The sequence below is a fragment of the Pseudomonas paraveronii genome (genome assembly GCF_963681955.1).
Taxonomy (GTDB): domain Bacteria; phylum Pseudomonadota; class Gammaproteobacteria; order Pseudomonadales; family Pseudomonadaceae; genus Aquipseudomonas; species Aquipseudomonas paraveronii.
Window position 1 is genome coordinate 1,825,525 of the sequence record NZ_OY817130.1, and the last position, 26,143, is coordinate 1,851,667.

The following is a 26,143-nucleotide window of genomic DNA, read 5'->3' on the forward strand; positions in this document are numbered from 1 at the left end:
TGTCAAATGTGGGAGCGGGCTTGCCCGCGATAGCGCTGGATCAGTCGCCGCCTTTGCCGCGGCCCCGACACCCTCAATCCAGCAACTCGTCACGCAAACTATCGGACAGCCCCTTCGGCGCCAGCCAGAGGCCCAGGTACGCCCTCGCCAGTTCCTCATCGCGACTGCTGAACACCACCTGGCCATTGATCTCCAGATTCAGGCCGCGTCCTGGACGAAAATCCAGGGCGTAGCGATCACCGTTGCGGATGTTGCGAAAACGCCCATGCAGTTGCGCAAGCTCTGGTTTCAGGCGGGCGCTGGTCTGCTGGCGTTCAAGGGTGGTGTTCGCGGCTTTAATCACATCGTTGCGGTCGATATCGCGAAAGTAATACAGCACCAGGCGCAGGTCTTTTTGCCGATCCCAGGACTGCTTCGCGCTGACCTCGGCCGGGGCATACAGCGCCGCTGCATACACATCCGCCCAGAGGTAAGTCAGCAGCGCTTGGTTTTTCAGCGCCAACTGCTGGGATTGCGCCGGGAAATTCGCCTGGGTGAGACGATCCACCTCATTGGCGAATGCCGGCACCGAGAACATCAGCCATAAACAGACAACCGCATGCCGCATAATGGTGGGGCCTGCCAAGGTGTGTGCCTACAGGTTAATTCAATTTTCGACGGCGATTAGGTTTATGAGCAACCTGCGACAGATAGCGATGGTGTGCGGTTTTGCGGCGCTGGCCGGCTGTGGCGGCGATACGTTGGAGCAGTTTGGTGGCCCGACCATGGGCAGCACCTATTCAATTCAGTATGTCAGAAGCTCGACGGCACCCGCGCCGAAAGAGCTCCAACGCCAGGTGGAAAATATCCTGGGCGACGTCGACCGACAGATGTCGACCTACCGCAGCGACTCCGATATCGAACGTTTCAATAACCTGCCGGCCAACAGTTGCCAGCCGATGCCGGCGCCGGTTCTGCAACTGGTGCGTACCGGCGAGCAACTGTCCGAGGCCAGCGCGGGTGCGTTTGACCTGACGGTGGAACCGCTGCTGAACCTGTGGGGGTTCGGGCCCCAGGCCCGGCAACTCAGGGTGCCGGACGCCGCGACGCTGGCGCAGGTGCGTCAGCGGGTCGGTCACCAGCATCTGCGTATCGACGGTGAGCAACTGTGCAAGGACGCCGCCGTCGAAGTCGATTTCAACAGCATTGCTGCCGGTTACGCGGTGGATCGCATCGCCGAACTGTTGACCGGCCTGGGTATCCACCACTACCTCGCCGAAGCCACCGGCGAACTCAAGGCTGCCGGTCACAAACCTGACGGTTCGCCCTGGCGCGTGGCGTTGGAAGAACCCCGTGACGATCAACGGGTCGCCGAAAGAGTCATCAACGTCGACGGCTTTGGTGTGTCCACATCGGGTGACTATCGTAATTATTTCCAGCAGGATGGTCGGCGCTATTCCCACACCCTGGATGCGCGGACCGGTGCGCCGATTACTCATCAGTTGGCATCGGTGACGGTGTTGCATCCGTCGGCGCTGATGGCTGATGGGGTGTCGACGTTGCTGTTGATCCTTGGGCCGGAGCAAGGCTGGGATTACGCTGAGCAGCACCAGATCGCTGCGTTTTTTGTGCTGCGCGAGGGCGATGCTTTCGTCACACGCAGTAATCAGGCGTTCGAGCAACTGACTGCGGTGAAACCGTAATCCGCGCCGTGTAGTAAAGGCAAAACTGGCCTACGACGCGACCAAGGGTTAATGTGCGCGGCGTTGAGCCTTATATAGACTGTGCCCCGGTTCACACACTTGAGCCAAATTGTCCTTCATGACCGCTGGCCGCGGCATGATTTAGCCAGGCGTCCAACCGTGGGCCTGGCCTGTTCTGAGGAGTATGCATGGCTGTCTACAACTACGACGTGGTAGTACTGGGTTCCGGCCCGGCTGGAGAAGGTGCGGCGATGAATGCCGCGAAGGCAGGGCGCAAGGTGGCGATGGTCGATAGCCGTCGTCAGGTCGGCGGTAACTGCACCCACCTGGGTACCATCCCGTCCAAGGCCTTGCGTCACTCAGTACGCCAGATCATGCAGTTCAACACCAACCCGATGTTCCGGGCCATTGGCGAGCCGCGTTGGTTTTCGTTCCCGGACGTGCTGAAAAGCGCGGAAAAAGTCATCTCCAAACAGGTGGCGTCGCGGACCGGCTATTACGCCCGTAACCGTGTCGACCTGTTCTTCGGCACCGGCAGCTTCGCCGACGAGCAAACCATCGAAGTGGTCTGCCCCAACGGTGTGGTCGAGAAGCTGGTGGCCAAGCACATCATCATCGCCACCGGGTCGCGCCCGTATCGCCCGGTGGATCTCGATTTCCACCACCCGCGTATCTACGATAGCGATACCATCCTCAGCCTGGGCCACACCCCGCGCAAACTGATCATCTATGGCGCCGGCGTGATCGGCTGCGAATACGCCTCGATCTTCAGCGGCCTGGGTGTGCTGGTAGAGCTGGTGGACAATCGCGAGCAGTTGCTGAGTTTCCTCGACTCGGAAATTTCCCAGGCGTTGAGTTACCACTTCAGTAACAACAACATCACCGTGCGCCACAACGAAGAGTACGAGCGCGTCGAAGGCCTGGACAACGGTGTGATCCTGCACCTCAAGTCCGGCAAGAAGATCAAGGCCGATGCCTTGCTGTGGTGCAACGGCCGTACCGGTAACACCGACAAGCTGGGTATGGAAAATGTCGGGGTCAAGGTCAACAGCCGTGGCCAGATCGAAGTGGACGAGAACTATCGTACCTGTGTGCCGAATATCTACGGTGCCGGTGACGTGATCGGCTGGCCAAGCCTGGCCAGCGCTGCTCATGACCAGGGCCGTTCGGCCGCTGGCAGCATTGTCGACAATGGCAGCTGGCGCTATGTGAACGACGTGCCGACCGGTATCTATACGATTCCGGAGATCAGCTCGATCGGTAAGAACGAACACGAACTGACCAAGGCCAAGGTGCCTTACGAAGTGGGCAAGGCGTTCTTCAAGAGCATGGCGCGTGCGCAGATCGCCGGTGAGCCGCAAGGCATGCTGAAGATTCTGTTCCACCGTGAAACTCTGGAAGTCCTCGGCGTGCATTGCTTCGGCTACCAGGCTTCGGAGATCGTCCACATCGGCCAGGCCATCATGAACCAGCCGGGCGAGCAAAATACCCTCAAGTATTTCGTCAACACCACGTTCAACTACCCGACCATGGCGGAAGCCTATCGGGTCGCGGCCTACGACGGCCTCAACCGGCTTTTTTGAGCGGCTCCGGCCGGTGGCCTGAGCCGGCCGGGGAGACCGATTTCAGTAATTCTCGAGGGTGGCAGTGGCCAAACCGGGAAAGTCTGTAATCAGGCTATCTACGCCGAAGTCGGCGAGCCTGCGCATCAGTGCAGGTTCGTTGACTGTCCACACCGACACGTGCAATCCCTGGCGCTGGGCTTTTTCCAGACGCTCGGGGGTACACAGCGTCCAGTTCAACGCCAGATACTCACAGCCATAGTTTTGCGCGACCTTCAGCGGGTCGAGCCAGGCGTATTCGGCTACCAGCCCGCGCGACAGGTCCGGGGTGAGTTCCACGGCCGCTTTCAACACTTCCCGTGAGCTTGAGGTCACTGTGACCTTGTCCATGATGCCGAAACGCACGGCCATTTCCCGAATCGCCAGCACGGTGGTCGCGGCGCGGGTGCGCGAGGCGCTTTTGACTTCCAGTTGCCAGTGATCGAAGTCGCACTTTTCGAACAGCTCTTCCAGGCGCGGGATCGGGCAGGGGTTGACCCAGCCAGGGCCGCCCTTGCGTGCGTCCATCTTCATCAGGTCCGCTGCCGAATACTCGACGACTTTGCCGCGCCGGTCGGCGGTGCGCTTGAGGGTCGGGTCGTGGATGACCATCAGTTCGCCGTCCATGGACAGGTGCAAATCCAGTTCGCAACGGCGTACACCGTGCTTGAGGCACTGCTGGAAGCTGGTCAGGGTGTTTTCCGGTGCTTCGCCTTTGGCACCGCGGTGGCCGTAGATCAGGGTCACAGTTGCTCCTTTACGCCAGGTCGTCTGGCGGGGTGAATACGAATTCAGGTGTCTGGGGCGTCGCTCTGTTCCCGCGCCAGACGCCGTTCCTGCGCCTGTTTCTGCAGGATGTAGCGCGCCAGCAATTGGCGTTGGGCGTCGGTCATGGATTCGAATTCCGTGCCGATGGCAAACGCGGCGCCCTTGGCATCGCAATGGGTGACCCGGGCCCGCAGCAACAGGCCCAGCGCCTGGGGCATCAGCACCAGCTTGACCGCCAGGTGGGCGCCAAGTGCCAGGGCGGTTGGGTGCTGGAAGTCGATGCCACCTTCGGAAATGATCACCGGCTGCGGGGCGCCGACTTCGTCCAGCAGGCCGCGCGCCATGATCTGGCTGAGCAGATCCAGGCGTTTGTTCTGGACTCTGAGGAGGGCTGCCAGGCTGCGATCTTTCTCGCTGAGCTGGCGCAACAGGTGCTGGGCTTCGAATTCGCTCAGGTGCAGTTCACTGAGCAGGTTGAACAGCGGCGAATCATCCAGTAGCACTTCCTTGCTCGCCGCTTCGGGGGCGGACAGGCTTTTGATTTGAAGTGCGATCATGTCGTCGATACGGTAGTATTCGCGGCGTTCTTCTTCATCTAATGTCGACATGGCGAACCCAAAGTAGCGGTAATGGTCTGAGTGTAAGGCTGCTTACCAGACCCCGCCACCGGGACGTCTTCTTTTCCTCCGAACAAGCCCCGACATGTTCAGACCTCTCTTCGTATTTATTGGCACGCGTTATACCCGTGCAAAGCGTCGCAATCATTTTGTGTCGTTCATTTCCTTGACCTCGATGATCGGTCTCGCCCTTGGCGTGGTCGTGATGATCGTGGTGCTGTCGGTGATGAACGGCTTCGATCATGAGATGCGCACCCGCGTGCTGGGCATGGTGCCCCACGCGACCATCGAGTCGGGTGAACCGATCAGCGACTGGCAAAGCCTGGCCGACAAGGTCAAGCACAACCCCAAGGTCGTGGCTGTAGCGCCGTTCACCCAGATGCAAGGGTTGCTGACCCATGACGGCAAGGTGCAGAAAATCCTGCTCAATGCCATCGACCCGGTCCAGGAGCGCAAGGTCTCGATCATCGACAAGTTCATGCTGCAGGGCAAACTCGACGCTCTGGCGCCCGGCAGCTTTGGCATCGTGATCGGCGACAAAGCCGCGGCCAAGCTCGGCGTGGGCATCGGCGACAAGCTGACCTTCGTCGCCCCGGAAGTCACCGTGACCCCGGCCGGCATGTTCCCGCGCATGAAACGCTTTACCGTGGTCGGCACCTTCCACGTCGGCGCCGGCGAGATCGACGGCTACCTTGGCCTGACCAACCTCACCGACCTCGCGCGCCTGCATCGCTGGAAGCCGGACCAGGTGCAGGGCCTGCGCCTGAAGTTCAACGACTTGTTCGACGCCCCGCGCGGCGCCTGGGAAATCGCCCAGCACCTGGGTGAAAGCCAGTTCTACGCCCGCGACTGGACCCGTACCCACGGCAACCTGTACCAGGCCATCCGCATGGAAAAAGCCATGATCGGCCTGCTGTTGTTGCTGATCGTCGCGGTGGCGGCCTTCAATATCATTTCCACGCTGGTAATGGTGGTGAACGACAAGAAGGGTGACATCGCCATCCTGCGCACCCTGGGTGCTACGCCTGGGCAGATCATGGCGATCTTCATGGTGCAGGGGACGGTGATCGGCGTGGTCGGCACCTTGATCGGCACCGCAGTGGGCATTCTGGCTGCGCTCAATGTCAGCGCGGCCATCGCTGGCCTCGAAACCCTGATCGGCCACAAGTTTCTCAACGCCGACGTCTACTTCATCGACTACTTGCCGTCCCAGGTTCAGGCCCAGGACGTGCTGATGGTGGGCGGCGCCGCGTTGGTCCTGAGTTTCCTTGCCACCCTGTATCCAGCCTGGCGCGCGGCACGTACCCAGCCAGCACAGGCCTTACGTTATGAGTGAATCGGGCATGAGTGAAAAAGCAATCCTGAGCTGCCGCAACCTGGGCAAATCCTACGAGGAAGGCCCGGAATCGGTAGTGGTGTTGTCCAACCTGCAACTTGAGCTGCACCCCGGCGAGCGCGTGGCGATCGTCGGCAGTTCCGGTTCCGGCAAAAGTACCTTGCTCAACCTGTTGGGCGGCCTCGATACGCCGTCCCAGGGCAGCGTGTGGCTGGCGGGCGAAGAACTGTCGGCCCTCGGTGAAAAGGCCCGTGGCCAACTGCGCAACCGTTCGTTGGGTTTCGTGTACCAGTTCCACCACCTGTTGCCGGAGTTCACCGCCCTGGAAAACGTGTGCATGCCGCTGCTGATCGGCAAGACCGCGATCCCGGAGGCGCGCCAGCGTGCCAAAGCCTTGCTGGAGCGCGTCGGCCTCGGTCACCGCCTGGAGCACAAACCGGCCGAATTGTCCGGCGGTGAGCGCCAGCGTGTGGCGATTGCCCGCGCGCTGGTGAACAACCCGGGCCTGGTGATGCTCGACGAACCGACCGGCAACCTCGATTCCCACACCGCCCAGGGCATCAAGGACTTGATGCTGGAACTGAGCACCCAGATGCGCACCGCGTTCCTGGTGGTGACCCATGACATGAGCATGGCCCGGCAGATGGACCGCGTATTGCACCTGCAGGAAGGTCATCTGGTCGCCATCTGACCTGTTTCAAGCCCGGGGCATGACGCCGGGCTTTTTCATTTTTTCAGGCGGTGCACGCGAATGTTCAGACCGTTATCGATTTTCATCGGCATGCGCTATACCCGCGCCAAGCGCCGTAACCGTTTTGTTTCGTTTATCTCGATGACCTCGATGATCGGCCTCGCCCTGGGCGTGCTGGCGATGATCGTGGTGTTGTCGGTGATGAATGGCTTTCAACGCGAAATGAGCTCGCGCATCCTCGGCATGGTGCCTCACGCTACCATCGTCGGTGTGAACCCGATCGACGATTGGCAGCCGGTAGCCGCGGCGGCGATGAAGAATCCCGAAGTGACCGCCGCAGTACCGTTCACGCAGATGGACGGCATGTTCTCCTACAAGGGCGCGATGCAGCCGATCGAGATCAGCGGCGTCGACCCGGCCCAGGAAGGCAAGGTGTCGATCGTGGCCCAGCATATCGTCCAGGGCAAACTCGAAGACTTGAAGCCCGGCGAGTTCGGCGTGGTGGTCGGCGAAATCACCGCGCGGCGCTTTCGCCTGAACGTGGGCGACAAGCTGACCCTGATCGTCCCGGAAATCAGCAGCGCGCCGGGTGGCATCACCCCGCGTATGCAGCGATTGAACGTGGTCGGTATCTTCAAGGTCGGCGCCGAGCTGGACGGCTCCATGGCGTTGATCCATATGGCCGACGCCGCAGAAATTCAGCATTGGCAGCCGAGCCAGGTGCAGAGCGTGCGCCTGGCGGTGAAAGACTTGTACGCGGCGCCCAAGGTTTCGGCGGATATCGCTGCCAGCCTCGGTGCGGCCTACAAGGCGGATGACTGGACCCACACCCAGGGCAGCCTGTTCAGCGCGATGAAGATGGAAAAAACCATGATCGGCCTGCTGTTGCTGATGATCGTCGCGGTGGCGGCGTTCAACATCATCGCCACGCTGATCATGGTGGTGAACGACAAGGGCGCGGACATCGCGATCCTGCGTACCATCGGCGCCACGCCACGGCAGATCATGGCGATCTTCATGGTGCAGGGCACGGTGATCGGTATCGTCGGCACCCTGATCGGCGGCGTGCTGGGCGTGATTGCGGCGCTGAACGTCAGTGAGCTGGTGGGGTGGCTGGAGCGGGTGAGCGGGCAGCATATCTTCAGTTCGGACGTGTACTTCGTCAGCAACCTGCCCTCGCAATTGCAGGGTGGGGATGTGCTGCTGATTTGCTCGGCCGGGTTTGTGTTGAGCTTTTTGGCGACTATTTATCCGGCGTATCGGGCGGCGAAGATTGAGCCGGCGCATGCCCTCAGGTATTCGTAGGATTTAAGACCGCTATCGGGAGCAGCTCCCTCGCACATTTTGATCTGTGAATACATTCAAAATGTGGGAGGGAGCTTGCTCCCGATAGCGCCGGCACTGCTTGCATCAAACTCCCTGTGGCAACTCGATCACAAACCGCGTCCACCCCGGCTCAGACTCGCAATAAATCCGCCCCCCATGCGCCCGCACAATCGACTGGGTAATCGCCAGCCCCAGCCCTGCGTGTTCACTGCTGCCTTCATGCCGCGCCGGGTCCGCCCGGTAGAAACGGTCGAACAACCGCGGTAACACCTCCGCCGGGATGCCTTCCCCGCTGTTCTCCACCGTCAGCGTCACGCCGTGTGCGCCTTCTGTCAGATGCACCCGCACCTCGCCGCCCGCCGGGGTAAAGCGCAGCGCGTTATCCAACAGGTTCGACAATGCCCGGCGCAACATGCCGCGGTCGCCGGTGGTGTGGGCCATACCCTCGCGCACCAGGCTGACGTGCGCGTCTTCCGCCAGCAAGACGAAGAACTCCAGTAGCGCGTCGACTTCATCCGCCAGCTTCAACGGTTCGCGCGTGGGCGCCAGCAGCCCGTGATCGGCCTTGGCCAGGTACAACATGTCGTTCACCAGTTGCGCCATCCATTGCAGCTCTTCCAGGTTGCTGTGCAGCGCCTCGCGGTAATCCTCCAGCGGGCGCGGTTGGGTGAGGATGACTTGGGTGTGGGTCAACAGGTTCGACAGGGGCGTGCGCAGTTCGTGGGCGATATCGGCGGAGAACGCCGAGAGGCGCTGGAACGCGTCGTCCAGTCGGCCCAGCATGGCGTTGAAGGCTTGGGCCAGTTCCGCCAGTTCCACCGGCATACCCTGCTCGGGCAAACGCTGGGTCAGGGAATGGGCCGACACGCCGGCCGCCACTTCACCCATGCGCCGCAACGGTCGCAGCCCGCTGCGCGCCGCCCAGGCGCCGAGCAGCGCGGTGGCCAGGGCCGAGAGGCTGACCGTGAGCCAGATCAAATGCTGCATACGTTGCAGGAAGTGTTGGTGGTGGGTGATGTCGAGCATCAGGCTCAGTTGCGGCGAGTCGGGTTGGCCCGGCCTTAACGGCGCGTTGTACACGCGGTACTCGGTGCCGGCGTTCTGCAGGCCGTGCAGGCCAGGCGATTCGGGCAGGCTGATGTTCGGTGCGCCGTCAAACCAGCGTTGGCCGGCGGCGGTGATGCGTAATGCGAGGTCAGGCTGGCGATTGAGCTCGGCGCGCAGTTGCGCTTCGCGTTGGGCGAATAACTGCAGCGAGTCGACGCCCTGCAAGGTGCTGCGCAGCGCCACCAGTTTGCTTTCGAGCAGTTGCTGGTCCAGTTCGACAAAATGCGCCTCGCTGGCCCGGTTGAACAGCACGCCGGCGAGCAACGAGACCACGGCGGTGCAGGCCGCAAACAGCAGGGCCAGGCGGCTGCTCAGGGACAGGTGCTTGATCAACTGCATCGTTCCTCCAGCACATAACCCATACCGCGCACGGTGTGGATCAGCTTATTGGGGAAGTTGTCGTCGACTTTCAGGCGCAGTCGGCGGATCGCCACTTCGATGATGTTGGTGTCGCTGTCGAAGTTCATGTCCCACACCTGGGACGCGATCAGCGACTTGGGCAGCACTTCGCCCTGGCGCCGCAGCAGCAGTTCGAGCAAGGCGAATTCCTTGGCGGTGAGGTCAATGCGCTGGCCGTCGCGTTCGACGCGGCGGCGGATCAGGTCCAGGCGCAGGTCGGCCAGTTGCAGGGCGGTTTCCTGCGGTGCGCTGCTGCCACGGCGCAACAGGCTGCGCACCCGTGCGAGCAGTTCGGAAAAGGCGAACGGCTTGACCAGGTAATCGTCGGCGCCCAGTTCCAGGCCGTGTACGCGGTCTTCCACGGCGTCGCGGGCGGTGAGAAACAGCACCGGGATGTCGAGTCCGGCGCTGCGCACGGCCTGGAGGATCTGCCAGCCATCGCGGCCGGGCAGCATCACATCGAGGATCAGCAGGTCGTAGTCGCCGGTCAGCGCCAAGTGTTGGCCGCTGGTGCCGTCGGCCACCAGTTCAGTGGTAAAGCCGGCCTCGGCCAGGCCTTGGCGCAGGTACTGGCCGGTTTTGGGTTGGTCTTCGACGATCAGCAGTTTCATGGGCAGCTCTTGGCAGCGGGTCACGTCGGGCTTTATACCGTGGTGGCCAGGGGAGGGGCGCAACCTGACAAAGTTGTAATCTAGCAGTCAGCTAGCTGGCAGGGGGCAATCTTAGAGTTGTCCTCAGACTGATCCCACACCTTTGGAGAATTGAGATGGCATTGCGTACCCCCTGTTGTTGGCAGGCTGCCTGTTGGCGTTGAGTGTCGGGGCAATGGCTGACACGGCCCACACCTATGCATTCGGCCAGCCGGCATCTGCCGATAAGGCCACGCGCACCGTGGAAGTGGTGCTGCAGGATATGTCCTTTTCGCCCAAGTCCCTGGATGTAAAGGCCGGTGAGACCGTGCGTTTTGTGCTGGTCAACAAAGGCCAGTTGCTCCACGAGTTCAACCTGGGCGATGCGGCCATGCATGCTGAGCATCAGAAGCAAATGATGCAGATGCAGTCGAGCGGCATGCTGAACGCCACCGGTATGGGCAAGATGGACCACGGCGCTATGGACCACGATGCTATGGGCAATATGGGCAATATGGGCAATATGGGCAATATGGGCGGGATGAAGCACGATGACCCCAACAGCGTACTGGTAGAACCCGGTAAAACCGCCGAGTTGACCTGGACGTTCACCAAGGCTTCCGGCCTTGAGTTTGCCTGCAATATTCCCGGGCATTACCAGGCGGGTATGGTCGGCAAGCTCAACGTCCATTGAGCCTGCGAGAGGGCGCGTGCTGTGTTTCTTAGGGGCGGGGGCAAAGGCTGGTAGAATGCTCGGGTTTATTTAGCCAGGTTTCCGCCATGCATCCCGCAGCCGAACATTCGCCGCTGGGCAAGTCCAGTGAATACATCAGCACCTACACCCCTCGTTGCTGTTCCCGATCCCGCGCGCCGCGAAATGGGCCGAACTGGGCCTGAGCGCCGAGACCCTGCCGTACACGGGCGTGGATTTCTGGAACTGCTTCGAACTGTCCTGGCTGCTGCCGTCGGGCAAGCCGGTGGTGGCCATCGGTGAGTTCAGCATTGCGGCCGACTCGCCGAATATCATCGAGTCCAAGTCCTTCAAACTGTACCTCAACTCGCTGAACCAGACTGCGTTTGCCGATACGCAAAGCCTGGAGGCGACGTTGCGCAACGACCTCAGCGCTGCTGCCGGCAAGCCGGTGGGTGTGCGCATCCGCAGCCTGGCCGAGGTTGAGGCCGAAGGCGTGATGGCGTTGCCGGGTGTGTGCATCGATGACCTGGATATCAGCGTCAGCAACTACGAACACCCGCGTCCGGAACTGCTGCGTTGCGATGACTCGCGGATTGTCGAGGAGAGCGTGCACAGCCACCTGCTCAAATCCAACTGCCCGGTCACCAGCCAGCCCGACTGGGGCAGCGTGGCGGTGCAATACCGCGGCGCACAGCTGGATCACGCCAGCCTGCTGGAATACCTGGTGAGCTTTCGCCAGCACTCGGACTTCCATGAACAGTGCGTGGAACGGATCTTCCTGGACTTGCAGCGCTTGCTGAAACCGGAGAAGTTGACGGTGTTTGCGCGTTATGTGCGGCGGGGTGGGCTGGATATCAACCCGTATCGCAGTACTGAGGATGTGCAGTTCCAAAACCTGCGCCTGGCGCGCCAGTAACCTTGTACACAAACCAAAATGTGGGAGGGGGCTTGCTCCCGATTGCAGTGGGTCAGGCACAGAGACTGTGACTGACACTCCGCTATCGGGGGCAAGCCCCCTCCCACATTTTGGTTCTCTGCTTGGCTTGGGCTCGGGTTAAATGCCGATGTTGCCCAAGGTGATCACAATATTGCGCAATGTCCCGGCAATGCCCGGATGGTCCAACTCGAAACTTTCTACCGCCCGGTTCACATCATCAGCGATGCTCGGCGGCTGAGTGGCCGGTTCCAGTTCAAGTTGCACTTCAAACTTGGCAAGCAAGGCTTCCAGCGCTTCACGTTTTTCGGACGGCAGCGGTGGTTCTTGTTCCAGTTGCTCGCGCAGGATGTTGACCTGTTCTTGCAGTTTTTCGCGGGCAGGCATGGTGTTCTTCCTTTTATCGATAGGCACTGGCGTAGACCACGGCACGCCGAGAAAGGTCTACGAGAGGAGCTGTAGATTAATCTACCGGCGCCGTCTGTGCATGATCTCAATCAGGGCTTTTCGCCTTTGAGCTGGCGCAGGCTGATGTCCGCCAGGCAGGTACCGAGCTCGCCGAGGTGATCGATCACCGAATGCACCCCCAACCCATACAGCGCCACGGTGGCCTTGCCGCGTTTGTATTCGCGCTGTTGCTCGGTCAATGCCTGCCATTGCTCTGGCGCCAGGCCGCACAGCGAACCGCAGGACGCCAGGCCGATAGTCCACAGCCCAGCGTTCAGGCCCGATTGCAGCAGGCGCGGCTCGCCGCTGACCAGTACGCAGCCTTCCAGGCGTTCGATGTTCAATTCCATCAAGGCTTGCCAGCACGCATGGGGGGCGGGCCAGCGGATGGAAGACGGCGACGCCGCCTTGAGCCAATCGGGCAGCGCAGCGGCCAGCGGGGTTGTCACCGAGGGCGGCAGCTCATCCAGCCAGGCGCAGGGCACGCCTTGTTCCTTGAGGCTGCGCAGGATCTTCAATGCTCCTGGCGTGGCTTCGGAATGCGGGGAGGGTGAATCGGTGCGCGCCTGGGAACCAAAATCCACCAGGCAGCCACTCAGGCCAAACAACACGGCGGTCAAGGTGGGGGCAGTGGCGATGGCTATCTCGGCATGAGGCATTTCGACATCCCTGAAATAGCTGTGACGCTATCGGAGTGGCGTGACAAGTCCATGACACTTTGTAGGGTTTTTGTACATTCTCTGTATGTCGTTTCTTAGCATCTGCCCAAGAAGGACACTTCCGTCATATACTGGCGCCTTATTCAGGGCATAGCGCCCATGACAGACTATTCAAGGAGCAAAAGCTATGCGCTGGAGCCACTACTTCGCTCAGTTTTCGGTGTGTGCCGCTATCCTGATGACCCCTTTCGCCGCACAGGCCGCGTCGGAAGATGATCCATGGGAAAGCGTCAACCGCCCGATCTTCACCTTCAACGACACCGTTGATACCTACGCCCTCAAACCATTGGCCCAAGGCTATCAGTTTGTGACCCCGCAATTCGTGCAGGACGGCGTTCACAACTTCTTCCGCAATATCGGCGATGTCGGCAACCTGGCCAACAACGTGCTGCAACTCAAGCCGCACGCCGCCGGTGTGGATACAGCCCGCCTGTTGATGAACACCACCTTCGGCGTGCTGGGCTTCGTCGACGTAGGCACCAAAATGGGGCTGCAACGCAGCGATGAAGACTTCGGCCAGACCCTTGGTTACTGGGGCGTCGGCAGCGGTCCTTACGTGATGCTGCCGCTGCTGGGTCCAAGCACCTTGCGCGACGCGCCGTCCAAATACGTGGACAGCTACACCCAACCGTACCGCTACATGAACGACATCGGCTGGCGCAACAGCACCTTCGGCCTGAACATCGTCGACACCCGTGCCAGCCTGCTCGACAGCGAGAAGCTGATCACCGGCGACAAGTACACCTTCATCCGCAACGCCTACCTGCAGAACCGCGAGTTCAAGGTCAAGGATGGGAAGGTCGTCGACGACTTCTAAGTCCAGACGTCTTGAAACGAAAAAAGGCGACCGCGTGGTCGCCTTTTTTGTGCGCGGGTATTAGCGCATTTTCAGGATCTTCAGCCCCAAATGTTGTTTTTCGCCCTCGTTCTTCGCCCATACCACCTGGGTGTCCGCTTCCAGGCCCGTGAGGGCGGCATGTTCCGACTCGATGCGCACGGTCAGCAGATCGCCCACCGTGAACTGGCGAGGTGCCTGCACTTGCATGCCGGAGCTGGAAAGGTCCACGCAAACCCCGTCAATTTCCTGCCCGGCGTGGATCAAAGAGACATCGGCATTCACTCGCATGCGGATGAAATCGCGCTTTTCAGCGTAGTCGCGCTCGTGTTCGCTCACAGCTTCCATCCTTACTTTGTGTTGTGGTGATGGCTGTTCTTATAACTCCCTGTGATTTGCGATGTAAAGACGCCCGGCGACCATCGGCATGAGCTTGAAACCCCTGGCGGATGGGAGTACCGTCTGCGCCTTAGAAGGGCACCTCTGCTTTACCGTTGTGCGTGGGCAAAAAGCCTATGCTTTGTAGGACAGAGAGGCTAGAAAGCGAATCCAGTAGCGTGAGCACGGCCATTGCCGAGCCGCCTACGCCAACCTAATTCTGGCGCCGTTTGCCCACATGCCAAAAACCAGTGCCACGCTGCTGATAATCGATGACGACGAAGTAGTGCGCGCAAGCCTTGCGGCCTATTTGGAAGACAGTGGCTTCAGCGTCCTGCAGGCCAGCAATGGCCAACAGGGTCTTCAGGTATTCGAGCGCGATAAGCCCGACCTCGTGATCTGCGATCTGCGCATGCCCCAGATGGGCGGCCTCGAGCTGATTCGCCAGGTGACCGAGCTTGCTCCGCAGACGCCGGTGATCGTCGTGTCTGGTGCCGGGGTGATGAACGATGCCGTCGAGGCCCTGCGCCTGGGCGCCGCCGACTACCTGATCAAGCCCCTGCAAGACCTGGCGGTGCTGGAGCACTCGGTGCGCCGAGCCCTGGATCGTGCACGCCTACTGGTGGAAAACCAGCGCTACCGCGAAAAGCTCGAAACCGCCAACCGCGAACTCGAAGCCAGCCTGAACCTGCTCCAGGAAGACCAGAACGCCGGTCGCCAGGTGCAGATGAACATGCTGCCGGTCAGCCCGTGGACCATCGATGAGTTCAAGTTTGCGCACCAGATCATCCCGTCGCTGTACCTGTCGGGTGATTTTGTCGACTATTTCCGCGTAGATGAGCGGCGGGTGGCGTTTTATCTGGCCGACGTGTCCGGCCACGGCGCATCCTCGGCATTTGTCACCGTGTTGTTGAAGTTCATGACCACACGGCTGTTGTTCGAATCCAAGCGCAATGGCACCTTGCCGGAGTTCACCCCCTCCGAGGTGCTGGGCCACATCAACCGAGGTCTGATCAGCTGCAAGCTGGGCAAGCACGTGACGATGGTGGGTGGCGTGATTGATGAAGAAACCGGTCTTTTGACCTACAGCATCGGCGGTCACCTGCCGATGCCGGTTTTGTACACTCCTGACAGTGTGCGCTACCTGGAAGGGCGTGGTCTGCCCGTCGGCTTGTTCAATGAAGCCACCTACGAAGACCACATCCTGGAGCTGCCGCCGACCTTCAGCCTGACGCTGATGTCCGATGGCATCCTCGACCTTCTTCCAGAGCCTACACTCAAAGAGAAAGAAGCCGCCTTGCCCCAACGGGTCAAGTCGGCGGGCGGCAGCCTGGATGGCCTGCGGCAGGTTTTTGGATTGGCCACGCTAGGGGAGATGCCGGATGATATCGCCCTATTGGTGTTGAGCAGGAATCTTTGATGAGTACCGGAAGAATCCAATTCGCCGAGCAAGACGGGACCTTCGTCCTGAAGTTTGTCGGTGAAGTGCGCCTGACCTTGTGTTCGGCGCTGGATGCAACGATTGAGCGGATTTTCACAGCACTGAATTTCTCGGCGATCGTGATCGATCTGACCGAAACCCGCAGCATCGATAGCACCACCCTTGGGTTGTTGGCCAAGTTGTCCATTCTGTCTCGGCAGAAGGTCGGCCTGTTGCCCACCGTCGTCACCACCCACGAAGACATCACCCGTCTGCTGCAGTCCATGGGCTTCGATCAAGTGTTCAACATCGTTGACCGCCCGATCCCCTGCCCGGAATGCCTGACCGACCTGCCGTCCCAGGATCAGTCCGAGGAAATCGTGCGGATCAAGGTGCTGGAAGCGCACAAAATCCTGATGGGTTTGAACGAGTCCAATCGCGAAGCCTTCCACGACCTCGTCAACGCCCTCGAACGTCACTGACCTCACTCTCCAAGTGTGGGAGGGGGCTTGCTCCCGATGCCGGTGGGCCAGCTACAGATTTGCTGACTGATGCACCGCCATCGGGGGCAAGCCCCCTCCCACATTTGACACTGAAAAAAAGGGCGGCACCCTCACAGGTGCCGCCCTTTTTGCTGCCGCCGCTGTTACAGCTTGGCAGACAACAACGCTTCGAGCTTCTCTTGATCCCGAGCAAACTGACGAATCCCCTCGGCCAGCTTCTCAGTCGCCATCGCATCTTCGTTGGACTCCCAACGGAACTGCGCTTCAGTCAGATGCATCCGCGCTTCACCGGCATGGCCTGGCGACAGCTTGCGCTCCAGCTTGCCGGTATCGGCCGCCAGTTTCTCCAGCAGGTCCGGGCTGATCGTCAGGCGATCACAGCCGGCCAGCTCTTCGATTTGGCTCAGGTTGCGGAAGCTTGCACCCATCACCACGGTCTTGTAGTCATTGGCCTTGTAGTAGTTGTAGATGCGCGTCACCGACTGCACGCCGGGATCATCGGCGCCGGTGTAGTCGTTGCCGTTGGCTTTCTTGTACCAGTCGTAGATACGGCCCACGAACGGCGAAATCAGGAACACACCCGCTTCGGCACAGGCCACGGCCTGGGCGAAGGAGAACAGCAGGGTCAGGTTGGTCTGGATGCCTTCTTTTTCCAGCTTCTCCGCCGCGCGGATACCTTCCCAGGTGGACGCGATCTTGATCAGTACGCGATCACGGCCAACCCCGGCTTTGTCATACAGGTCGATCAGACGGTGCGCACGCTTGAGTACGGCGTCAGTGTCGAACGACAGGCGTGCATCCACCTCGGTAGAGATACGGCCGGGCACCACTTTCAAGATTTCTTGACCCACCGCCACCGCAAAACGGTCACTGGCCAGGCCAACATCACCGTTGCAGTCCTTCACGCATTCATCCAGCAACTTGGCATAGCCCGGAATCGACGCGGCTTTGAGCAGCAGGGAAGGGTTAGTGGTGGCATCTTGCGGCTTGAGATTGGCGAGGGCCGCGAAATCGCCGGTATCGGCGACGACGGTGGTGAACTGTTTGAGTTGTTCCAGCTTGGAAGTCATGGGCGTGCTCTGTCCTATGGGTCTGATGACATTACCCGAGCGCTGGCAGGCGCTCAAGGGCGCAAATGCGTTCGATCGTTTGCGAGGGCAACAACCTGAAAACAGCCGTTTGAATGACTGGCCTTGCTGCTAAATAGGAGGGCAAGATCGCCCGCAGGTTCAACCCAACAGCCCAATGAACACCGCGATAAACACGTGGGCGCCGGTTTTACCGGCCCTCCAGCAACCCGGCCGCCTGATCCAGCAACGCCAACGGATCACTCGCTTTATGAATATCCACCGACAACAACTGCCTGAACTTGCGCGCCCCAGGGAAACCCGTGCCCAACCCCAGCACATGCCGCGTAATGTGATGCATCGAGCCACCGCTCGCCAAATGCTCCGCGATATAAGGCCGCAACTGCGCCAACGCCTCTGCCCGACTGATCACCGGCCGTGCACTGCCGAACAACTGCTGATCCACCTCCGCCAGCACATACGGATTGTGATAAGCCTCCCGGCCCAGCATCACCCCGTCAAACGTCTGCAGATGCTCTTGGCATTGTTCCAGCGTCTTGATCCCGCCGTTGAGAATAATCTCCAGCTCGGCAAAATCCCGCTTCAACTGCGCCGCCACGTCATAACGCAACGGCGGAATGTCGCGATTCTCCTTCGGCGACAACCCCTCCAGAATCGCAATCCGCGCATGCACGGTAAAACTGGTACACCCCGCGTCCTTCACCTGCCCGACGAAATCGCACAGTTGCGCATAACTGTCCCGCCCATTGATCCCGATCCGGTGCTTCACCGTCACCGGAATCGACACCGCATCGCGCATCGCCTTCACACAATCGGCGACCAACGCCGGATGGCCCATCAGGCACGCGCCGATCATATTGTTCTGCACCCGATCGCTGGGGCAGCCGACGTTGAGGTTCACTTCATCGTAACCGGCCGCCTCGGCCATACGGGCACAGGCGGCCAGATCGGCGGGAACACTGCCGCCCAGTTGGAGGGCGAGCGGGTGCTCGGCCTCGCTGTGGCGCAGGAAGCGCTCGTGATCGCCGTGGAGGATCGCGCCGGTGGTGACCATCTCGGTGTAGAGCAGGGCGTGTTTGGAGAGCAGGCGTAGGAAGAACCGGCAGTGGCGGTCGGTCCAGTCCATCATGGGTGCAACGCTAAAGCGCCGAGACAGTGCGGGGCTTGATTCTGCTGGGCTAAAGCTCTGTTTTTGAATCATTTTACTCAACGTGTATTCGGCAGGTTTTAGGGCGTTTTCAGGCCTTTTTTAAGGCTCGGTGGTACGATGTACCACCCAAAAACTGACGCGTACCACTTTCGATATGGCGACTATCAGGGCAAGAAAACTGGCGGATGGGACTGTGAGCTACACGGCTCAGATCCGCATCAAGCGCGACGGAGTGCAAGTCTACCAAGAGAGCCAGACCTTCGCCCGAAAACAGGCCGCCCAGGCCTGGGCGCGTAAGCGCGAGTCTGAGCTGGATGAGCCTGGTGCGATCGAGCGGGCAAACCGTAAGGACGTCACCGTCAAAGAAATGATCGAGCAGTATCTGTTGGAAGTGGAGAAGGCCCGTCCGCTGGGCAAAACCAAGAAGGCCACGCTCGAAGCCATCGGCAAGATGGACATCGGCAAGCTGAACGATACAGACATCAATACCCAACGCCTGGTCGACTTTGCCCTTTGGCGCATGAGCAAGGCGGGCGGCGGGGTCCAACCCCAGACCGCCGGCAACGACCTGGCGCACCTCGGCGCTGTTCTGGCGATTGCCAAAGACGCATGGGGTTACCAGGTCGATCCACTCGCGATGAGCGGCGCCCGACGAGTGCTACGGAAACTCGGCTACAACCTCAAAAGCCGCGAGCGTGACCGCCGGCCGACGTTGGACGAACTGGGAATGGTGCTGACGCACTACCAAGCCATGCAGGCGAGGCGCCCGAGCGTCACTAATATGCTGAAGGTCGTGGGTTTTGCCCTGTTCTCCACGCGACGGCTGGATGAAATAACCCGTATCCGTTGGGCGGACGTCGACGAGCCTGGCCAGCGGGTGCTGGTGCGCGACATGAAGAACCCCGGGCAGAAGATCGGCAACGACGTTTGGTGCTACCTGCCGGATGAGGCGTGGCAGATCCTCCAAACAATGCCGAAGGCCGGCGAAGACATATTCCCCTACAGCCCTGAATCTATATCCACCTCCTGGGCGAAAGCCTGCAAGTTTTTGAACATCGCGGACCTGCACTTTCACGACCTTCGACATGAAGGCGTCAGCCGCCTGTTTGAGATGGACTGGGACATTCCGCGTGTGGCTAGTGTTTCCGGCCACAGGGATTGGAATTCGATGCGTCGATACACCCACCTGCGCGGCAAGGGTGACCGCTATGTGGGCTGGGAATGGCACGAGAAAATCCTGAGGGCGCCCGTCCAACTGGGCGCCGCATCACAGAAGTGGCTTAAAAGGCGTGTTTTAACCCGTTGAGCTGGTTGTGCTCTTTAACCGCGGCGGCGCGCTGTCGATCTAGATATGCGGCCAGGTCAGTGAGATGAACGCCCTTGGCCGACTTCTGGCTCGGCTCCAGGCGTGTGATGGGAATCTTGATCTGACCACTCATCACCTTGCGCTGGAACATTTCCGGCGTAAGGTGCGTGAAGTAATCCCGGCAAACCTGCTCCAGCGAGATGATTGCCTGGCCGTCGTATTGGGCCATCAGGATAAAGGCTGTGTTCATGATGGACCCCCTCACATCCGAAACGATTGGTGAATGAACACCGGCTGAGCCTTATGTTCTGCGGGTTTCGCCATGGCGCCCTGGATTTCGAAAACGAACTGATGCCGCTTTTGGTTGGGCGCAGTCAGCGCCTCGGTCAAGCTAGGCACGACGTCGGTGCATTGCTCGTAGGCGTGGGGGCCGCTCCAGCTATCAGCCTTCACCACCTGGCAATCCGTTCGTGACGCATCCGCGCACAGGTACAGCAGCAGGAATACGGTCATGACTCGTCTCCCGGAAACCCTGGAAAGTCATCGTTGGCGTCGAGTTCTGCGTAAGCGAACACCCTCCAATGGATACCGCGACGAAGGTAGTGGCCGAGCATCCAATGGATGACAGCGGCTTGCTCATCTTCACTACGCTCCCCAATACAGTGCCCTTGCTGCCGCAGTAGCTGGGCTGTACTGGCTAATTTGGTGTGAGGAATACCAAGGATGTAGCGCAGGTCAGCGGTCAGTTCCAATGGTGCCGATACTGGTGTCACTGGCTCAAAAGAGTAAAAAGTGCGGGTGTCGCTCGAATTTTGATTTGAATGCATGGTGCTTCTCCTTTCTGGCGGTTGGGGAGTTGCAGCTCCCCGTGTCCCGTTTGTGTTGGGTATCAGCGCGCGTATCGACGCGGTTTGTTTTGTTTGGCTGCTTCGCGCTCGGCCATGAATGCAGCCCATTCCGCCGATTTGCTCTGCTGACGGATGCGGCTACAGGCACCATGCTTGCGGGTGGAGCGTGCCTTGCCGCAGATGTCGCAGCGGCTGGGCAAGTCCAACCGGTGGCTCGCCATAGCGGGGCGGGTTCGGATTCTTGGGTCCATCAGTTCCCTCCCATGAGCATGCGCGTCAGTGCATTGGGCTGGCCATCTGGAGTCAGCTTGTCGAGTGGTTGTGTGACACTGCGGCCGTTCCCGGCGCGCAGAGTTGCAACATTGCCGTCGATGGCGACGATCACGCCTGTACGAGCGCTCAAACGATATTCCCGACCGCCGCCGCTCATTGCGACGTAGCTGACCGTGTCGCCGATAGCCAGCGGGGTTGTGGTAGCCTCTACAGCGCCGCCTTGGGGTTGATTCACTTGCATGGTGCTTCTCCTTTGGGTGGTCGGTGTCGAGGGGTTGCAGCCCCTCGACACCACCTTCTTATCGGCTTTCGCCGGTTGGGTTTTGCTTGCGCACCAGGTGCAGCAGCAGGTTCTCAAACTCAACAACCTCATCAGTTGCTGACTGCCATTCCAGGACTGCCTGGATCTGTTCCCGGCTGCACTCCAGCACGAGGATTTCTTTATCGCTTGCCGCACGAACCTCCAGGATCGCGACCAACCCAGCGGGGTCGTAGGCTTCGGCGTGAACAATCTTCCCGGACTCGTTGAACCAGGCCTTCAGCTCTTTAAGATGTCGTAGGCGGTTGGTTTCCCCTTTTCGCCGTCGCCGGTGATGACTTGTACGTGCATGGTGCTTCTCCTTTGGGTGGTGGCCGGCGTTGCAGCGCCTGGCGGGTGTTGCTGTTGATTGGTCAGGCCTGGAAGTGCCAGCACTTCACGATGGGTTGCTTGGTGATGACTGCGTTGCTGGTCTTGGCCTGGTGAGCCCGTACCGCGCTGTCAGTGGCTTTGTTGATGTCGAGCAGCTTCCGGGAGCGGGAGTCTTTCAGGCGCTCGCGCAGCTCGCTGACGTCGGCGATCTTCTGGCGATGCTCGGCCGCGCACTTCACAAAGTCGTTGAGGTTGATGGCGATGATGTTGTCTTTCTTGCTGTGGTTGACCACCGGGCCGTCGGCGTCGAGACCTTCGAGGTACTCGTACACTTCCCAGAATTCAGCCACTACCGGGTGGTCGGAGCTGATCGAAGACTGGCGCTCGATCGCCATGCGAATAATCTGCGTGCGGGTGTGGCTGATCTGCGGTTCAGTCAGAGGGACCACCATGCACAGGCAGTCGAGCAGGGCGAGCAACTGGGCGTGGTTCTTGTTGATCCGCTCCACGCGGATGTAACCGCGCAGCTTGTTGCCGCACTGGTGGCAATCGCTTTGCTCGTCGTGAAACGGGGTCTCGCAGGCGAAGCAATGCGAATGCAGATTGCGCAATTTCGCCTCGTAGCCAGGGATGCGCTGGGCGAATAGGTCCATCACTTCCAGCTCTTTGCGAACGGCCTGTAGAACAAAATTGCTGAGTGTCGAGCCTTCCAGGGCGTTTAGTCGGTCTGCCGCCGCGCGGCTCTCAGGCGTCACGTTCGGGCGCACAAAATGCAGTTTCACGATCCGGGTCATGATCGCTTCAGACGCCACGACAGGGGCGTTCTGGCTGATGGCGATCGTGCCGCGAAATGGGGGCTCGTAGGTCTCGTTGCCGGCGGTTTTAACGCCCTTGGTCGCGAGCGTCCCGCCGCCGTAGTAGTCCTTAAGTTCGTCCCACTCAAAGGTCTTGGCGTGGGCCTTGTCGTCGCCGCTGCGGTCAGATTCCAGCAGTACGATGGGCATGCCGGAGACCTGGCCCATCAAGCGGCTGCGGCCGGCCTTGGTGGATTTGGACGGGTCGAACCCTTCGTAACCGTCCCGTCCCGCCAGTTTCCAGAGCAGGGTGAGCAAGGTGGTCTTGCCGGCGCCGGCTTCGCCCGTGGCTTCAAGAAACGGAAACGACTGGTACCGAGCGCGGATCTGTTCGGCGAACAGTGAGCCAAACCAGAAAGTCAGTGCGACGATGCCCTGCGCGCCGAAGCACTGCCACAGAAGTCCCAACCACTGCTGATCGTATTTTTTGCCATCCTTCTCCAGATCGATCTTCACGCCCTTTTGCAGGGTCTTGAGTTTCAGCTTGCCCATCTCAAAAAACTCCTCTTCGTTGATGTGGATGACCTGGCCCTCGCGGACGGCGACGTCGTTGAACACGTAGCAGTGGTATTCCTTGCTGTAGCCCACGTAGTCGATGGTCTGAACGGTCTTGATGCCGAAAAGCTGGTCTTTCATGAGTTTGTCCAACTGTTGTCCACTGCCGGTGAACACGGCCCCAGCGCCCATGCCGAGAAGTCTTTTTGAACTCGCTGGCGGCGGCGACCTGACCGCCGGTGAAGGTGTTTTTCACGGAACCACCGTCGTGCGGGAAGTCGACGCGGAAGAAGTACCAGGACTCGTCGGTGATCTCGTTGCGTTGGAAATAGAGGGCCTTGGGGTAGCAGTTGGCGATTTCGACGACGCAGCCGGCCACGTTCAGCGCTTTCTCCCTGAGCTGCTTTTCGTTCAGCACTTGGGCTTCCTGGTCATCGCTTTTCTCCAGCGCTTGTTTGGCGCTGTTGTATTTCGCGAGATCCAATTTCCACCAATACAGGCGGGAGTCGAAACAGAAGTGAAACTCCTCCCGCTCTCGCCACTGGTACATGAGCAATGCCTTGTCGCTAGCACTCTCAGCAATGAGCAGGGCGCCCTGGTGACGGGCTTCTTTCAGGTCTTTGTCGATACGCTCGGCACGGGCTTTCTCGTCGTCGATAAACGCCCATCGCTGATGCAGATCGTTCCAGTCGACCTTGCGCGCATCCGGCTGCGATACCTGGGCGGCGTCGCAGGTGAAGCCGAGTTCGCGGGCACGTTTCACCCAACTACGTGTGTATTTGTGAGCGCCTGGCTCGTTGTCCAAGGCCCAAACCAACTTGGGTGTTTTACCGCCGCGCGCGGTGACGAGTGCCTTCAGCGACTCTTCTGGAAACGCGTTTGACGACAGGGCGGCAACAGCAGATATACCGTTCTGAACGAGCGCGATGGCATCGAAAATGCCTTCAACAATCCACAGATCGTCTACCTCCAGCAGGTCCAGGCACGGGGGGCACCACCAATGCCCCCTGTAGCTCTTGAGAGGCTGGAAGCGGGCCTTCTTCTTGCCGAAGCGGGAAGGCTGGTCAATCAAGCGCTCCCAGTACCCACCATGCTCCAGGGGAAAGCGGACGGTTGCTGAGCCGATGTTCAGGTCGCGATCGAAGTAGCTCTCCTGGGTGTACCAGCCCTCAATCAGCTCGACGCGAAAACCTCGGGCAAACGACAGGTACGCCTTGGCACTGGCAGCAGGCTGATCACTGGTGGCCGGCGCACGCTTGCTCCAGTCGTCGAACAGGTCCGGGTACAGCTCCTTGGTCGGAGCCATATACCGGCATTTTTCCTCGCGGCCACAGCGTATGAACCAAGGTTCGTCGTGGCGGGAAAACAGGCGTTTCTGATTGCACTGCGGGCAGGTGCCCTTGCGCATGTAGTGCGTGCCGACCATGTGCTGCAGGCCGTAATCAGATTCCAGGCGCTGAAGTACATCAGCGCGGATCTGTTGCTCCATGGGCTTGCGATTCACTGCGCATGCTCCGCAACAGCCACGACGAGCTGCTTTTTCAGCTCGCTGCGCGTCTTGCAGATGCCGGCCAGGTAGGGCAAGTCCTCAAGCACCTTCGGTGCCCGCTGACCGCTCGGCACATTCCGGTAGCGATCGGAGTACCAAATATCAGCCATGGTGACTTCGTACTGAGTGGTCAACCACAGCAGGTATTGCTGCGCCTGCTGTTCGTCCAGCTCCAGTTTTATGGTGATTTTGCTCATTTCGGCCACCAGTAAGTTGCAAATTTCCCCTACCCACGCGGTGCGGGCATCAATCAGGAGTGGGGTTCGGATTAGTGCGGGAGGTTGCGAGTAAGCAGCAGCCGTGTGGGGAGCAAACGTGCTGAAACGGGGTGTCGCTGTTGGGTGCAGTTATCGAGCAGCCAGATGACCGGGCGGTACGCGCCGCTGTTGGGGTGAACGCCAAGCCAGGCAATACGCTTGCAGGTCATGCTCTCGAACTCAGAGACGGCCAACTCAGCGATGCGCTGCACCAGATGCTGAGGGACTTCAAGAGACAGCGTCAGGTACCGGGCGCAATTGTCGAGCAATTGGCTGTCACCGGCCAGATGCTCGCAACGGTGGCGGTAGAGGTAGGCCACTGCTGCTTGTTGCATCGCAGCGCGGTAGTCACTGGTGGGGTTTGTAGTGAGGGCGATAGTTTTCATACGGTTGTGGCCTCCATTTCCAGCTGGTCCAACAGATCGGGTTGATCGTTGGCTGTTTTCATTGCCTGGCGACGAATGACTACGTCCGCAATCGGCAGCTTTACCGCCGGGTTGGGCATGCCGCTGGGGCTCAGTTCGTGGGTCATTTGAAATTCGGCGCGGCCAGCCCAGCCGCATGCTTCGTTCGTGCATTGCAGGTAGGTGATGCGCAGGAAAATATGTTGGCCTTCGCTGGTGCGAATACGCATGCGGCCGTGACAGTGAGGGCAAACCAGCTTGTAAGTGCTCATAAACAGTGTCCTTTACAACGCTTCCGCAGCTTCGTGGGCAATGTTCAGCGGTGTGATTGCGTCACCGATGGCCAGGCGGATGTCAGTGCCAGAACAGTCGTGATTGGTGGTGGCGACGATTTCTTTTAATGTGTTCAGTCGCTGTTGAGCTATCACCAGCAGATCCGATAGATGTTTCCTTTCTTCTTCAAGGATGTAGGTCATGGGTAATCACTCAAAAAAAGAGGTCGAACGCTTGCTGCAACGTTTGCAGGAGCGGCATGAAGCACTAGCGAAAGTCATGCGTGGTCGTGATGCGACAAAGCTGACTGACAGGGAAGAGCCCGGACTGGTAGTCAGTGCCGAAGACATCCGCTTTGCTGTCGACGACGTAGCCACCGCGCTGAAAGAGATCAAGGCACGTCTAGGCAAGGGCTGACTGCAGGCGCTCACTGTTTTTTCCCCCGGCTGTGCAGCAGAATCGTTGCCAGGACCTCGGAGTGGCGAGCCGCCATGTAATGGCTGTGAGCGCGCAGAATTGCCTCCGCTTCGTCCCGCTCAATAACGCCGTCGTCCAACGCCTTTGCAATGATCTGATCGACCACACCGCGCTTGGCTGCGGCCCTTACCGAACGGTTGTAGAGGTCGATGTTGTCCAGCGTTTCAGGTTTGGCCAGGGGCACGAACATGCCGCCATACATGGCCGCGATGTATTCCGGCAGGTAGGTGGTGCCCATGTCTTGCTCTAGCAGATGGATCTGCTCATCGCTCAGAGGCCGGCTGCCGGCGTTTTCGTAGATGTGGTTATCGAACTTCTTGAGTTCGTACCCCAGGCGCGCAGCTGCGCATTCCCGGCCACCTTCGTAGTCGTTGATCACTGCGCTCATTACCTGGCGCTTGGTCGCTAGAACTGGGCGTTTCATCTTCTGGTTTCTCCCTGGAGTCATCGCC

The 26,143-nt window shown here is 59.9% G+C and carries 32 protein-coding genes and 2 pseudogenes; 12 read left to right on the plus strand and 22 right to left on the minus strand.

Annotated features, from left to right (window positions below; all coding sequences use genetic code 11):
* Positions 1 to 73: 73 nt before the first annotated feature.
* On the minus strand, positions 74 to 607 hold the full coding sequence (locus U5A08_RS08220; protein WP_253394137.1) for a chalcone isomerase family protein: 534 nt from the start codon (positions 605 to 607) through the stop codon (positions 74 to 76).
* 64 nt (positions 608 to 671) lie between these two features.
* Between U5A08_RS08220 and U5A08_RS08225 the strand changes: the two genes are divergently transcribed.
* Complete coding sequence (locus U5A08_RS08225) at positions 672 to 1,682, plus strand: FAD:protein FMN transferase (RefSeq protein WP_253394138.1); 1,011 nt, start codon at positions 672 to 674, stop codon at positions 1,680 to 1,682.
* A gap of 188 nt (positions 1,683 to 1,870) precedes the next feature.
* Positions 1,871 to 3,265 carry a Si-specific NAD(P)(+) transhydrogenase gene (gene sthA / locus U5A08_RS08230; RefSeq protein ID WP_247399972.1) on the plus strand — a complete coding sequence of 465 codons (1,395 nt, stop codon included), beginning with the start codon at positions 1,871 to 1,873 and terminating at the stop codon, positions 3,263 to 3,265.
* Between the two features lie 42 nt (positions 3,266 to 3,307).
* Here sthA and U5A08_RS08235 read toward each other — a convergent pair whose 3' ends face one another.
* Complete coding sequence (locus U5A08_RS08235) at positions 3,308 to 4,030, minus strand: glycerophosphodiester phosphodiesterase (RefSeq protein ID WP_247399974.1); 723 nt, start codon at positions 4,028 to 4,030, stop codon at positions 3,308 to 3,310.
* A gap of 44 nt (positions 4,031 to 4,074) precedes the next feature.
* A complete protein-coding gene (locus tag U5A08_RS08240) occupies positions 4,075 to 4,659 on the minus strand; it encodes a PilZ domain-containing protein (RefSeq protein WP_253394140.1) in 585 nt (194 codons plus the stop codon).
* Positions 4,660 to 4,753: 94 nt separating this feature from the next.
* Here U5A08_RS08240 and U5A08_RS08245 point away from each other — a divergent pair, with 94 nt between their 5' ends.
* Genes U5A08_RS08245 through U5A08_RS08255 form a run of 3 tightly spaced genes read left to right on the plus strand, consistent with a single transcriptional unit; the run spans position 4,754 to position 8,000 of the window.
* Positions 4,754 to 6,004 (plus strand): lipoprotein-releasing ABC transporter permease subunit, encoded by a 1,251-nt coding sequence (locus U5A08_RS08245; protein WP_321851092.1) that lies wholly within the window; start codon positions 4,754 to 4,756, stop codon positions 6,002 to 6,004.
* A 7-nt stretch (positions 6,005 to 6,011) separates the two neighbouring features.
* A complete protein-coding gene (lolD, locus tag U5A08_RS08250; RefSeq protein WP_017477213.1) occupies positions 6,012 to 6,695 on the plus strand; it encodes a lipoprotein-releasing ABC transporter ATP-binding protein LolD in 684 nt (227 codons plus the stop codon).
* A gap of 60 nt (positions 6,696 to 6,755) precedes the next feature.
* A complete protein-coding gene (locus U5A08_RS08255; protein ID WP_321851093.1) occupies positions 6,756 to 8,000 on the plus strand; it encodes a lipoprotein-releasing ABC transporter permease subunit in 1,245 nt (414 codons plus the stop codon).
* Positions 8,001 to 8,105: 105 nt separating this feature from the next.
* Here U5A08_RS08255 and U5A08_RS08260 read toward each other — a convergent pair whose 3' ends face one another.
* Positions 8,106 to 9,461 (minus strand): heavy metal sensor histidine kinase, encoded by a 1,356-nt coding sequence (locus U5A08_RS08260; protein WP_321852191.1) that lies wholly within the window; start codon positions 9,459 to 9,461, stop codon positions 8,106 to 8,108.
* Positions 9,458 to 10,138, minus strand: a complete 681-nt coding sequence (locus U5A08_RS08265) for a heavy metal response regulator transcription factor (protein WP_253394144.1) — start codon at positions 10,136 to 10,138, stop codon at positions 9,458 to 9,460. Before U5A08_RS08265 ends, U5A08_RS08260 begins: the two co-directional genes overlap by 4 nt.
* A gap of 214 nt (positions 10,139 to 10,352) precedes the next feature.
* On the opposite strand from U5A08_RS08265, the gene copI reads away from it, so the two are divergent.
* Positions 10,353 to 10,850 carry a copper-resistant cuproprotein CopI gene (gene copI, locus U5A08_RS08270; protein ID WP_321851129.1) on the plus strand — a complete coding sequence of 166 codons (498 nt, stop codon included), beginning with the start codon at positions 10,353 to 10,355 and terminating at the stop codon, positions 10,848 to 10,850.
* An 86-nt stretch (positions 10,851 to 10,936) separates the two neighbouring features.
* Positions 10,937 to 11,766, plus strand: a pseudogene (gene queF / locus U5A08_RS08275) (NADPH-dependent 7-cyano-7-deazaguanine reductase QueF).
* A 138-nt stretch (positions 11,767 to 11,904) separates the two neighbouring features.
* Here queF and U5A08_RS08280 read toward each other — a convergent pair.
* Together U5A08_RS08280 and pcrP are read right to left on the minus strand one after the other, a co-directional pair.
* Positions 11,905 to 12,171, minus strand: a complete 267-nt coding sequence (locus U5A08_RS08280; protein ID WP_247402236.1) for a DUF4404 family protein — start codon at positions 12,169 to 12,171, stop codon at positions 11,905 to 11,907.
* Positions 12,172 to 12,281: 110 nt separating this feature from the next.
* Entirely contained in the window at positions 12,282 to 12,890 is a 609-nt protein-coding gene (pcrP, locus tag U5A08_RS08285; protein WP_247402239.1) for an HAD superfamily inactivated hydrolase PcrP, read from the minus strand.
* A 238-nt stretch (positions 12,891 to 13,128) separates the two neighbouring features.
* Here pcrP and U5A08_RS08290 point away from each other — a divergent pair, with 238 nt between their 5' ends.
* Complete coding sequence (locus tag U5A08_RS08290; RefSeq protein WP_425262844.1) at positions 13,129 to 13,767, plus strand: MlaA family lipoprotein; 639 nt, start codon at positions 13,129 to 13,131, stop codon at positions 13,765 to 13,767.
* 60 nt (positions 13,768 to 13,827) lie between these two features.
* Here the strand turns inward: U5A08_RS08290 and U5A08_RS08295 are convergent, their stop codons facing one another.
* Entirely contained in the window at positions 13,828 to 14,124 is a 297-nt protein-coding gene (locus U5A08_RS08295) for a PilZ domain-containing protein (RefSeq protein WP_253394148.1), read from the minus strand.
* Between the two features lie 277 nt (positions 14,125 to 14,401).
* Between U5A08_RS08295 and rssB the strand changes: the two genes are divergently transcribed.
* On the plus strand, positions 14,402 to 15,583 hold the full coding sequence (gene rssB / locus U5A08_RS08300; protein WP_253394149.1) for a two-component system response regulator RssB: 1,182 nt from the start codon (positions 14,402 to 14,404) through the stop codon (positions 15,581 to 15,583).
* Positions 15,583 to 16,065, plus strand: coding sequence for an anti-sigma factor antagonist RssC (gene rssC, locus U5A08_RS08305; RefSeq protein WP_017848891.1), 483 nt, complete (start codon positions 15,583 to 15,585; stop codon positions 16,063 to 16,065). The genes rssB and rssC overlap by 1 nt, the downstream gene beginning before the upstream one ends.
* Before the next feature lie 164 nt (positions 16,066 to 16,229).
* On the opposite strand, the gene tal is transcribed toward rssC, so the two are convergent.
* Together tal and dusA are read right to left on the minus strand one after the other, a co-directional pair.
* Positions 16,230 to 17,156 carry a transaldolase gene (tal, locus tag U5A08_RS08310; protein WP_253394150.1) on the minus strand — a complete coding sequence of 309 codons (927 nt, stop codon included), beginning with the start codon at positions 17,154 to 17,156 and terminating at the stop codon, positions 16,230 to 16,232.
* A 208-nt stretch (positions 17,157 to 17,364) separates the two neighbouring features.
* On the minus strand, positions 17,365 to 18,375 hold the full coding sequence (dusA, locus tag U5A08_RS08315) for a tRNA dihydrouridine(20/20a) synthase DusA (RefSeq protein WP_321851101.1): 1,011 nt from the start codon (positions 18,373 to 18,375) through the stop codon (positions 17,365 to 17,367).
* 103 nt (positions 18,376 to 18,478) lie between these two features.
* On the opposite strand from dusA, the gene U5A08_RS08320 reads away from it, so the two are divergent.
* Positions 18,479 to 19,630, plus strand: coding sequence for a tyrosine-type recombinase/integrase (locus tag U5A08_RS08320; protein ID WP_321851102.1), 1,152 nt, complete (start codon positions 18,479 to 18,481; stop codon positions 19,628 to 19,630).
* Here the strand turns inward: U5A08_RS08320 and U5A08_RS08325 are convergent.
* From U5A08_RS08325 to U5A08_RS08375, 11 genes and pseudogenes are all read right to left on the minus strand, one after another.
* A complete protein-coding gene (locus U5A08_RS08325; protein WP_126589590.1) occupies positions 19,605 to 19,880 on the minus strand; it encodes a pyocin activator PrtN family protein in 276 nt (91 codons plus the stop codon). The genes U5A08_RS08320 and U5A08_RS08325 overlap by 26 nt on opposite strands.
* An 11-nt stretch (positions 19,881 to 19,891) precedes the next feature.
* Positions 19,892 to 20,143 (minus strand): hypothetical protein, encoded by a 252-nt coding sequence (locus U5A08_RS08330; RefSeq protein WP_321851105.1) that lies wholly within the window; start codon positions 20,141 to 20,143, stop codon positions 19,892 to 19,894.
* Positions 20,140 to 20,457, minus strand: coding sequence for a hypothetical protein (locus tag U5A08_RS08335; protein ID WP_321851106.1), 318 nt, complete (start codon positions 20,455 to 20,457; stop codon positions 20,140 to 20,142). The genes U5A08_RS08330 and U5A08_RS08335 overlap by 4 nt, the downstream gene beginning before the upstream one ends.
* Before the next feature lie 62 nt (positions 20,458 to 20,519).
* Positions 20,520 to 20,729, minus strand: a complete 210-nt coding sequence (locus U5A08_RS08340) for a hypothetical protein (RefSeq protein WP_321851107.1) — start codon at positions 20,727 to 20,729, stop codon at positions 20,520 to 20,522.
* Positions 20,729 to 20,992, minus strand: a complete 264-nt coding sequence (locus U5A08_RS08345) for a hypothetical protein (RefSeq protein WP_321851109.1) — start codon at positions 20,990 to 20,992, stop codon at positions 20,729 to 20,731. Before U5A08_RS08345 ends, U5A08_RS08340 begins: the two co-directional genes overlap by 1 nt.
* Positions 20,993 to 21,050: 58 nt before the next feature.
* The gene (locus U5A08_RS08350) at positions 21,051 to 21,230 is read right to left on the minus strand and encodes a hypothetical protein (RefSeq protein WP_321851131.1); all 180 of its coding nucleotides are present in this window, start codon (positions 21,228 to 21,230) and stop codon (positions 21,051 to 21,053) included.
* Between the two features lie 193 nt (positions 21,231 to 21,423).
* A pseudogene (locus U5A08_RS08355) lies at positions 21,424 to 24,220 on the minus strand (toprim domain-containing protein).
* A gap of 11 nt (positions 24,221 to 24,231) precedes the next feature.
* Positions 24,232 to 24,477: a hypothetical protein gene (locus U5A08_RS08360; protein WP_079443088.1), complete on the minus strand. Its 246-nt coding sequence runs from the start codon at positions 24,475 to 24,477 to the stop codon at positions 24,232 to 24,234.
* A 71-nt stretch (positions 24,478 to 24,548) separates the two neighbouring features.
* A complete protein-coding gene (locus tag U5A08_RS08365; protein ID WP_321851113.1) occupies positions 24,549 to 24,923 on the minus strand; it encodes a hypothetical protein in 375 nt (124 codons plus the stop codon).
* The gene (locus U5A08_RS08370; RefSeq protein WP_141605783.1) at positions 24,920 to 25,213 is read right to left on the minus strand and encodes an Ogr/Delta-like zinc finger protein; all 294 of its coding nucleotides are present in this window, start codon (positions 25,211 to 25,213) and stop codon (positions 24,920 to 24,922) included. Before U5A08_RS08370 ends, U5A08_RS08365 begins: the two co-directional genes overlap by 4 nt.
* Before the next feature lie 12 nt (positions 25,214 to 25,225).
* A complete protein-coding gene (locus U5A08_RS08375; RefSeq protein WP_169921912.1) occupies positions 25,226 to 25,417 on the minus strand; it encodes a hypothetical protein in 192 nt (63 codons plus the stop codon).
* Here U5A08_RS08375 and U5A08_RS08380 point away from each other — a divergent pair.
* Complete coding sequence (locus U5A08_RS08380) at positions 25,416 to 25,631, plus strand: hypothetical protein (protein ID WP_321851120.1); 216 nt, start codon at positions 25,416 to 25,418, stop codon at positions 25,629 to 25,631. The genes U5A08_RS08375 and U5A08_RS08380 overlap by 2 nt on opposite strands.
* A gap of 10 nt (positions 25,632 to 25,641) precedes the next feature.
* Here U5A08_RS08380 and U5A08_RS08385 read toward each other — a convergent pair whose 3' ends face one another.
* Positions 25,642 to 26,115, minus strand: a complete 474-nt coding sequence (locus tag U5A08_RS08385) for a YmfL family putative regulatory protein (protein WP_321851121.1) — start codon at positions 26,113 to 26,115, stop codon at positions 25,642 to 25,644.
* Between the last annotated feature and the right edge of the window lie 28 nt (positions 26,116 to 26,143).

Bases quoted from the DNA above. Each gene is read 5' to 3' on its own strand.
- U5A08_RS08220 (WP_253394137.1), bottom strand. From the start codon at position 607: ATGCGGCATGCGGTTGTCTGTTTATGGCTGATGTTCTCGGTGCCGGCA.
- U5A08_RS08225 (WP_253394138.1), top strand. From the start codon at position 672: ATGAGCAACCTGCGACAGATAGCGATGGTGTGCGGTTTTGCGGCGCTG.
- sthA (WP_247399972.1), top strand. From the start codon at position 1,871: ATGGCTGTCTACAACTACGACGTGGTAGTACTGGGTTCCGGCCCGGCT.
- U5A08_RS08240 (WP_253394140.1), bottom strand. From the start codon at position 4,659: ATGTCGACATTAGATGAAGAAGAACGCCGCGAATACTACCGTATCGAC.
- U5A08_RS08245 (WP_321851092.1), top strand. From the start codon at position 4,754: ATGTTCAGACCTCTCTTCGTATTTATTGGCACGCGTTATACCCGTGCA.
- lolD (WP_017477213.1), top strand. From the start codon at position 6,012: ATGAGTGAAAAAGCAATCCTGAGCTGCCGCAACCTGGGCAAATCCTAC.
- U5A08_RS08255 (WP_321851093.1), top strand. From the start codon at position 6,756: ATGTTCAGACCGTTATCGATTTTCATCGGCATGCGCTATACCCGCGCC.
- U5A08_RS08265 (WP_253394144.1), bottom strand. From the start codon at position 10,138: ATGAAACTGCTGATCGTCGAAGACCAACCCAAAACCGGCCAGTACCTG.
- copI (WP_321851129.1), top strand. From the start codon at position 10,353: ATGGCTGACACGGCCCACACCTATGCATTCGGCCAGCCGGCATCTGCC.
- U5A08_RS08280 (WP_247402236.1), bottom strand. From the start codon at position 12,171: ATGCCTGCCCGCGAAAAACTGCAAGAACAGGTCAACATCCTGCGCGAG.
- pcrP (WP_247402239.1), bottom strand. From the start codon at position 12,890: ATGCCTCATGCCGAGATAGCCATCGCCACTGCCCCCACCTTGACCGCC.
- U5A08_RS08290 (WP_425262844.1), top strand. From the start codon at position 13,129: ATGACCCCTTTCGCCGCACAGGCCGCGTCGGAAGATGATCCATGGGAA.
- rssB (WP_253394149.1), top strand. From the start codon at position 14,402: ATGCCAAAAACCAGTGCCACGCTGCTGATAATCGATGACGACGAAGTA.
- rssC (WP_017848891.1), top strand. From the start codon at position 15,583: ATGAGTACCGGAAGAATCCAATTCGCCGAGCAAGACGGGACCTTCGTC.
- tal (WP_253394150.1), bottom strand. From the start codon at position 17,156: ATGACTTCCAAGCTGGAACAACTCAAACAGTTCACCACCGTCGTCGCC.
- dusA (WP_321851101.1), bottom strand. From the start codon at position 18,375: ATGATTCAAAAACAGAGCTTTAGCCCAGCAGAATCAAGCCCCGCACTG.
- U5A08_RS08320 (WP_321851102.1), top strand. From the start codon at position 18,479: ATGGCGACTATCAGGGCAAGAAAACTGGCGGATGGGACTGTGAGCTAC.
- U5A08_RS08325 (WP_126589590.1), bottom strand. From the start codon at position 19,880: ATGAACACAGCCTTTATCCTGATGGCCCAATACGACGGCCAGGCAATC.
- U5A08_RS08330 (WP_321851105.1), bottom strand. From the start codon at position 20,143: ATGACCGTATTCCTGCTGCTGTACCTGTGCGCGGATGCGTCACGAACG.
- U5A08_RS08335 (WP_321851106.1), bottom strand. From the start codon at position 20,457: ATGCATTCAAATCAAAATTCGAGCGACACCCGCACTTTTTACTCTTTT.
- U5A08_RS08340 (WP_321851107.1), bottom strand. From the start codon at position 20,729: ATGGACCCAAGAATCCGAACCCGCCCCGCTATGGCGAGCCACCGGTTG.
- U5A08_RS08345 (WP_321851109.1), bottom strand. From the start codon at position 20,992: ATGCAAGTGAATCAACCCCAAGGCGGCGCTGTAGAGGCTACCACAACC.
- U5A08_RS08360 (WP_079443088.1), bottom strand. From the start codon at position 24,477: ATGAGCAAAATCACCATAAAACTGGAGCTGGACGAACAGCAGGCGCAG.
- U5A08_RS08365 (WP_321851113.1), bottom strand. From the start codon at position 24,923: ATGAAAACTATCGCCCTCACTACAAACCCCACCAGTGACTACCGCGCT.
- U5A08_RS08370 (WP_141605783.1), bottom strand. From the start codon at position 25,213: ATGAGCACTTACAAGCTGGTTTGCCCTCACTGTCACGGCCGCATGCGT.
- U5A08_RS08380 (WP_321851120.1), top strand. From the start codon at position 25,416: ATGGGTAATCACTCAAAAAAAGAGGTCGAACGCTTGCTGCAACGTTTG.
- U5A08_RS08375 (WP_169921912.1), bottom strand. From the start codon at position 25,417: ATGACCTACATCCTTGAAGAAGAAAGGAAACATCTATCGGATCTGCTG.
- U5A08_RS08385 (WP_321851121.1), bottom strand. From the start codon at position 26,115: ATGAAACGCCCAGTTCTAGCGACCAAGCGCCAGGTAATGAGCGCAGTG.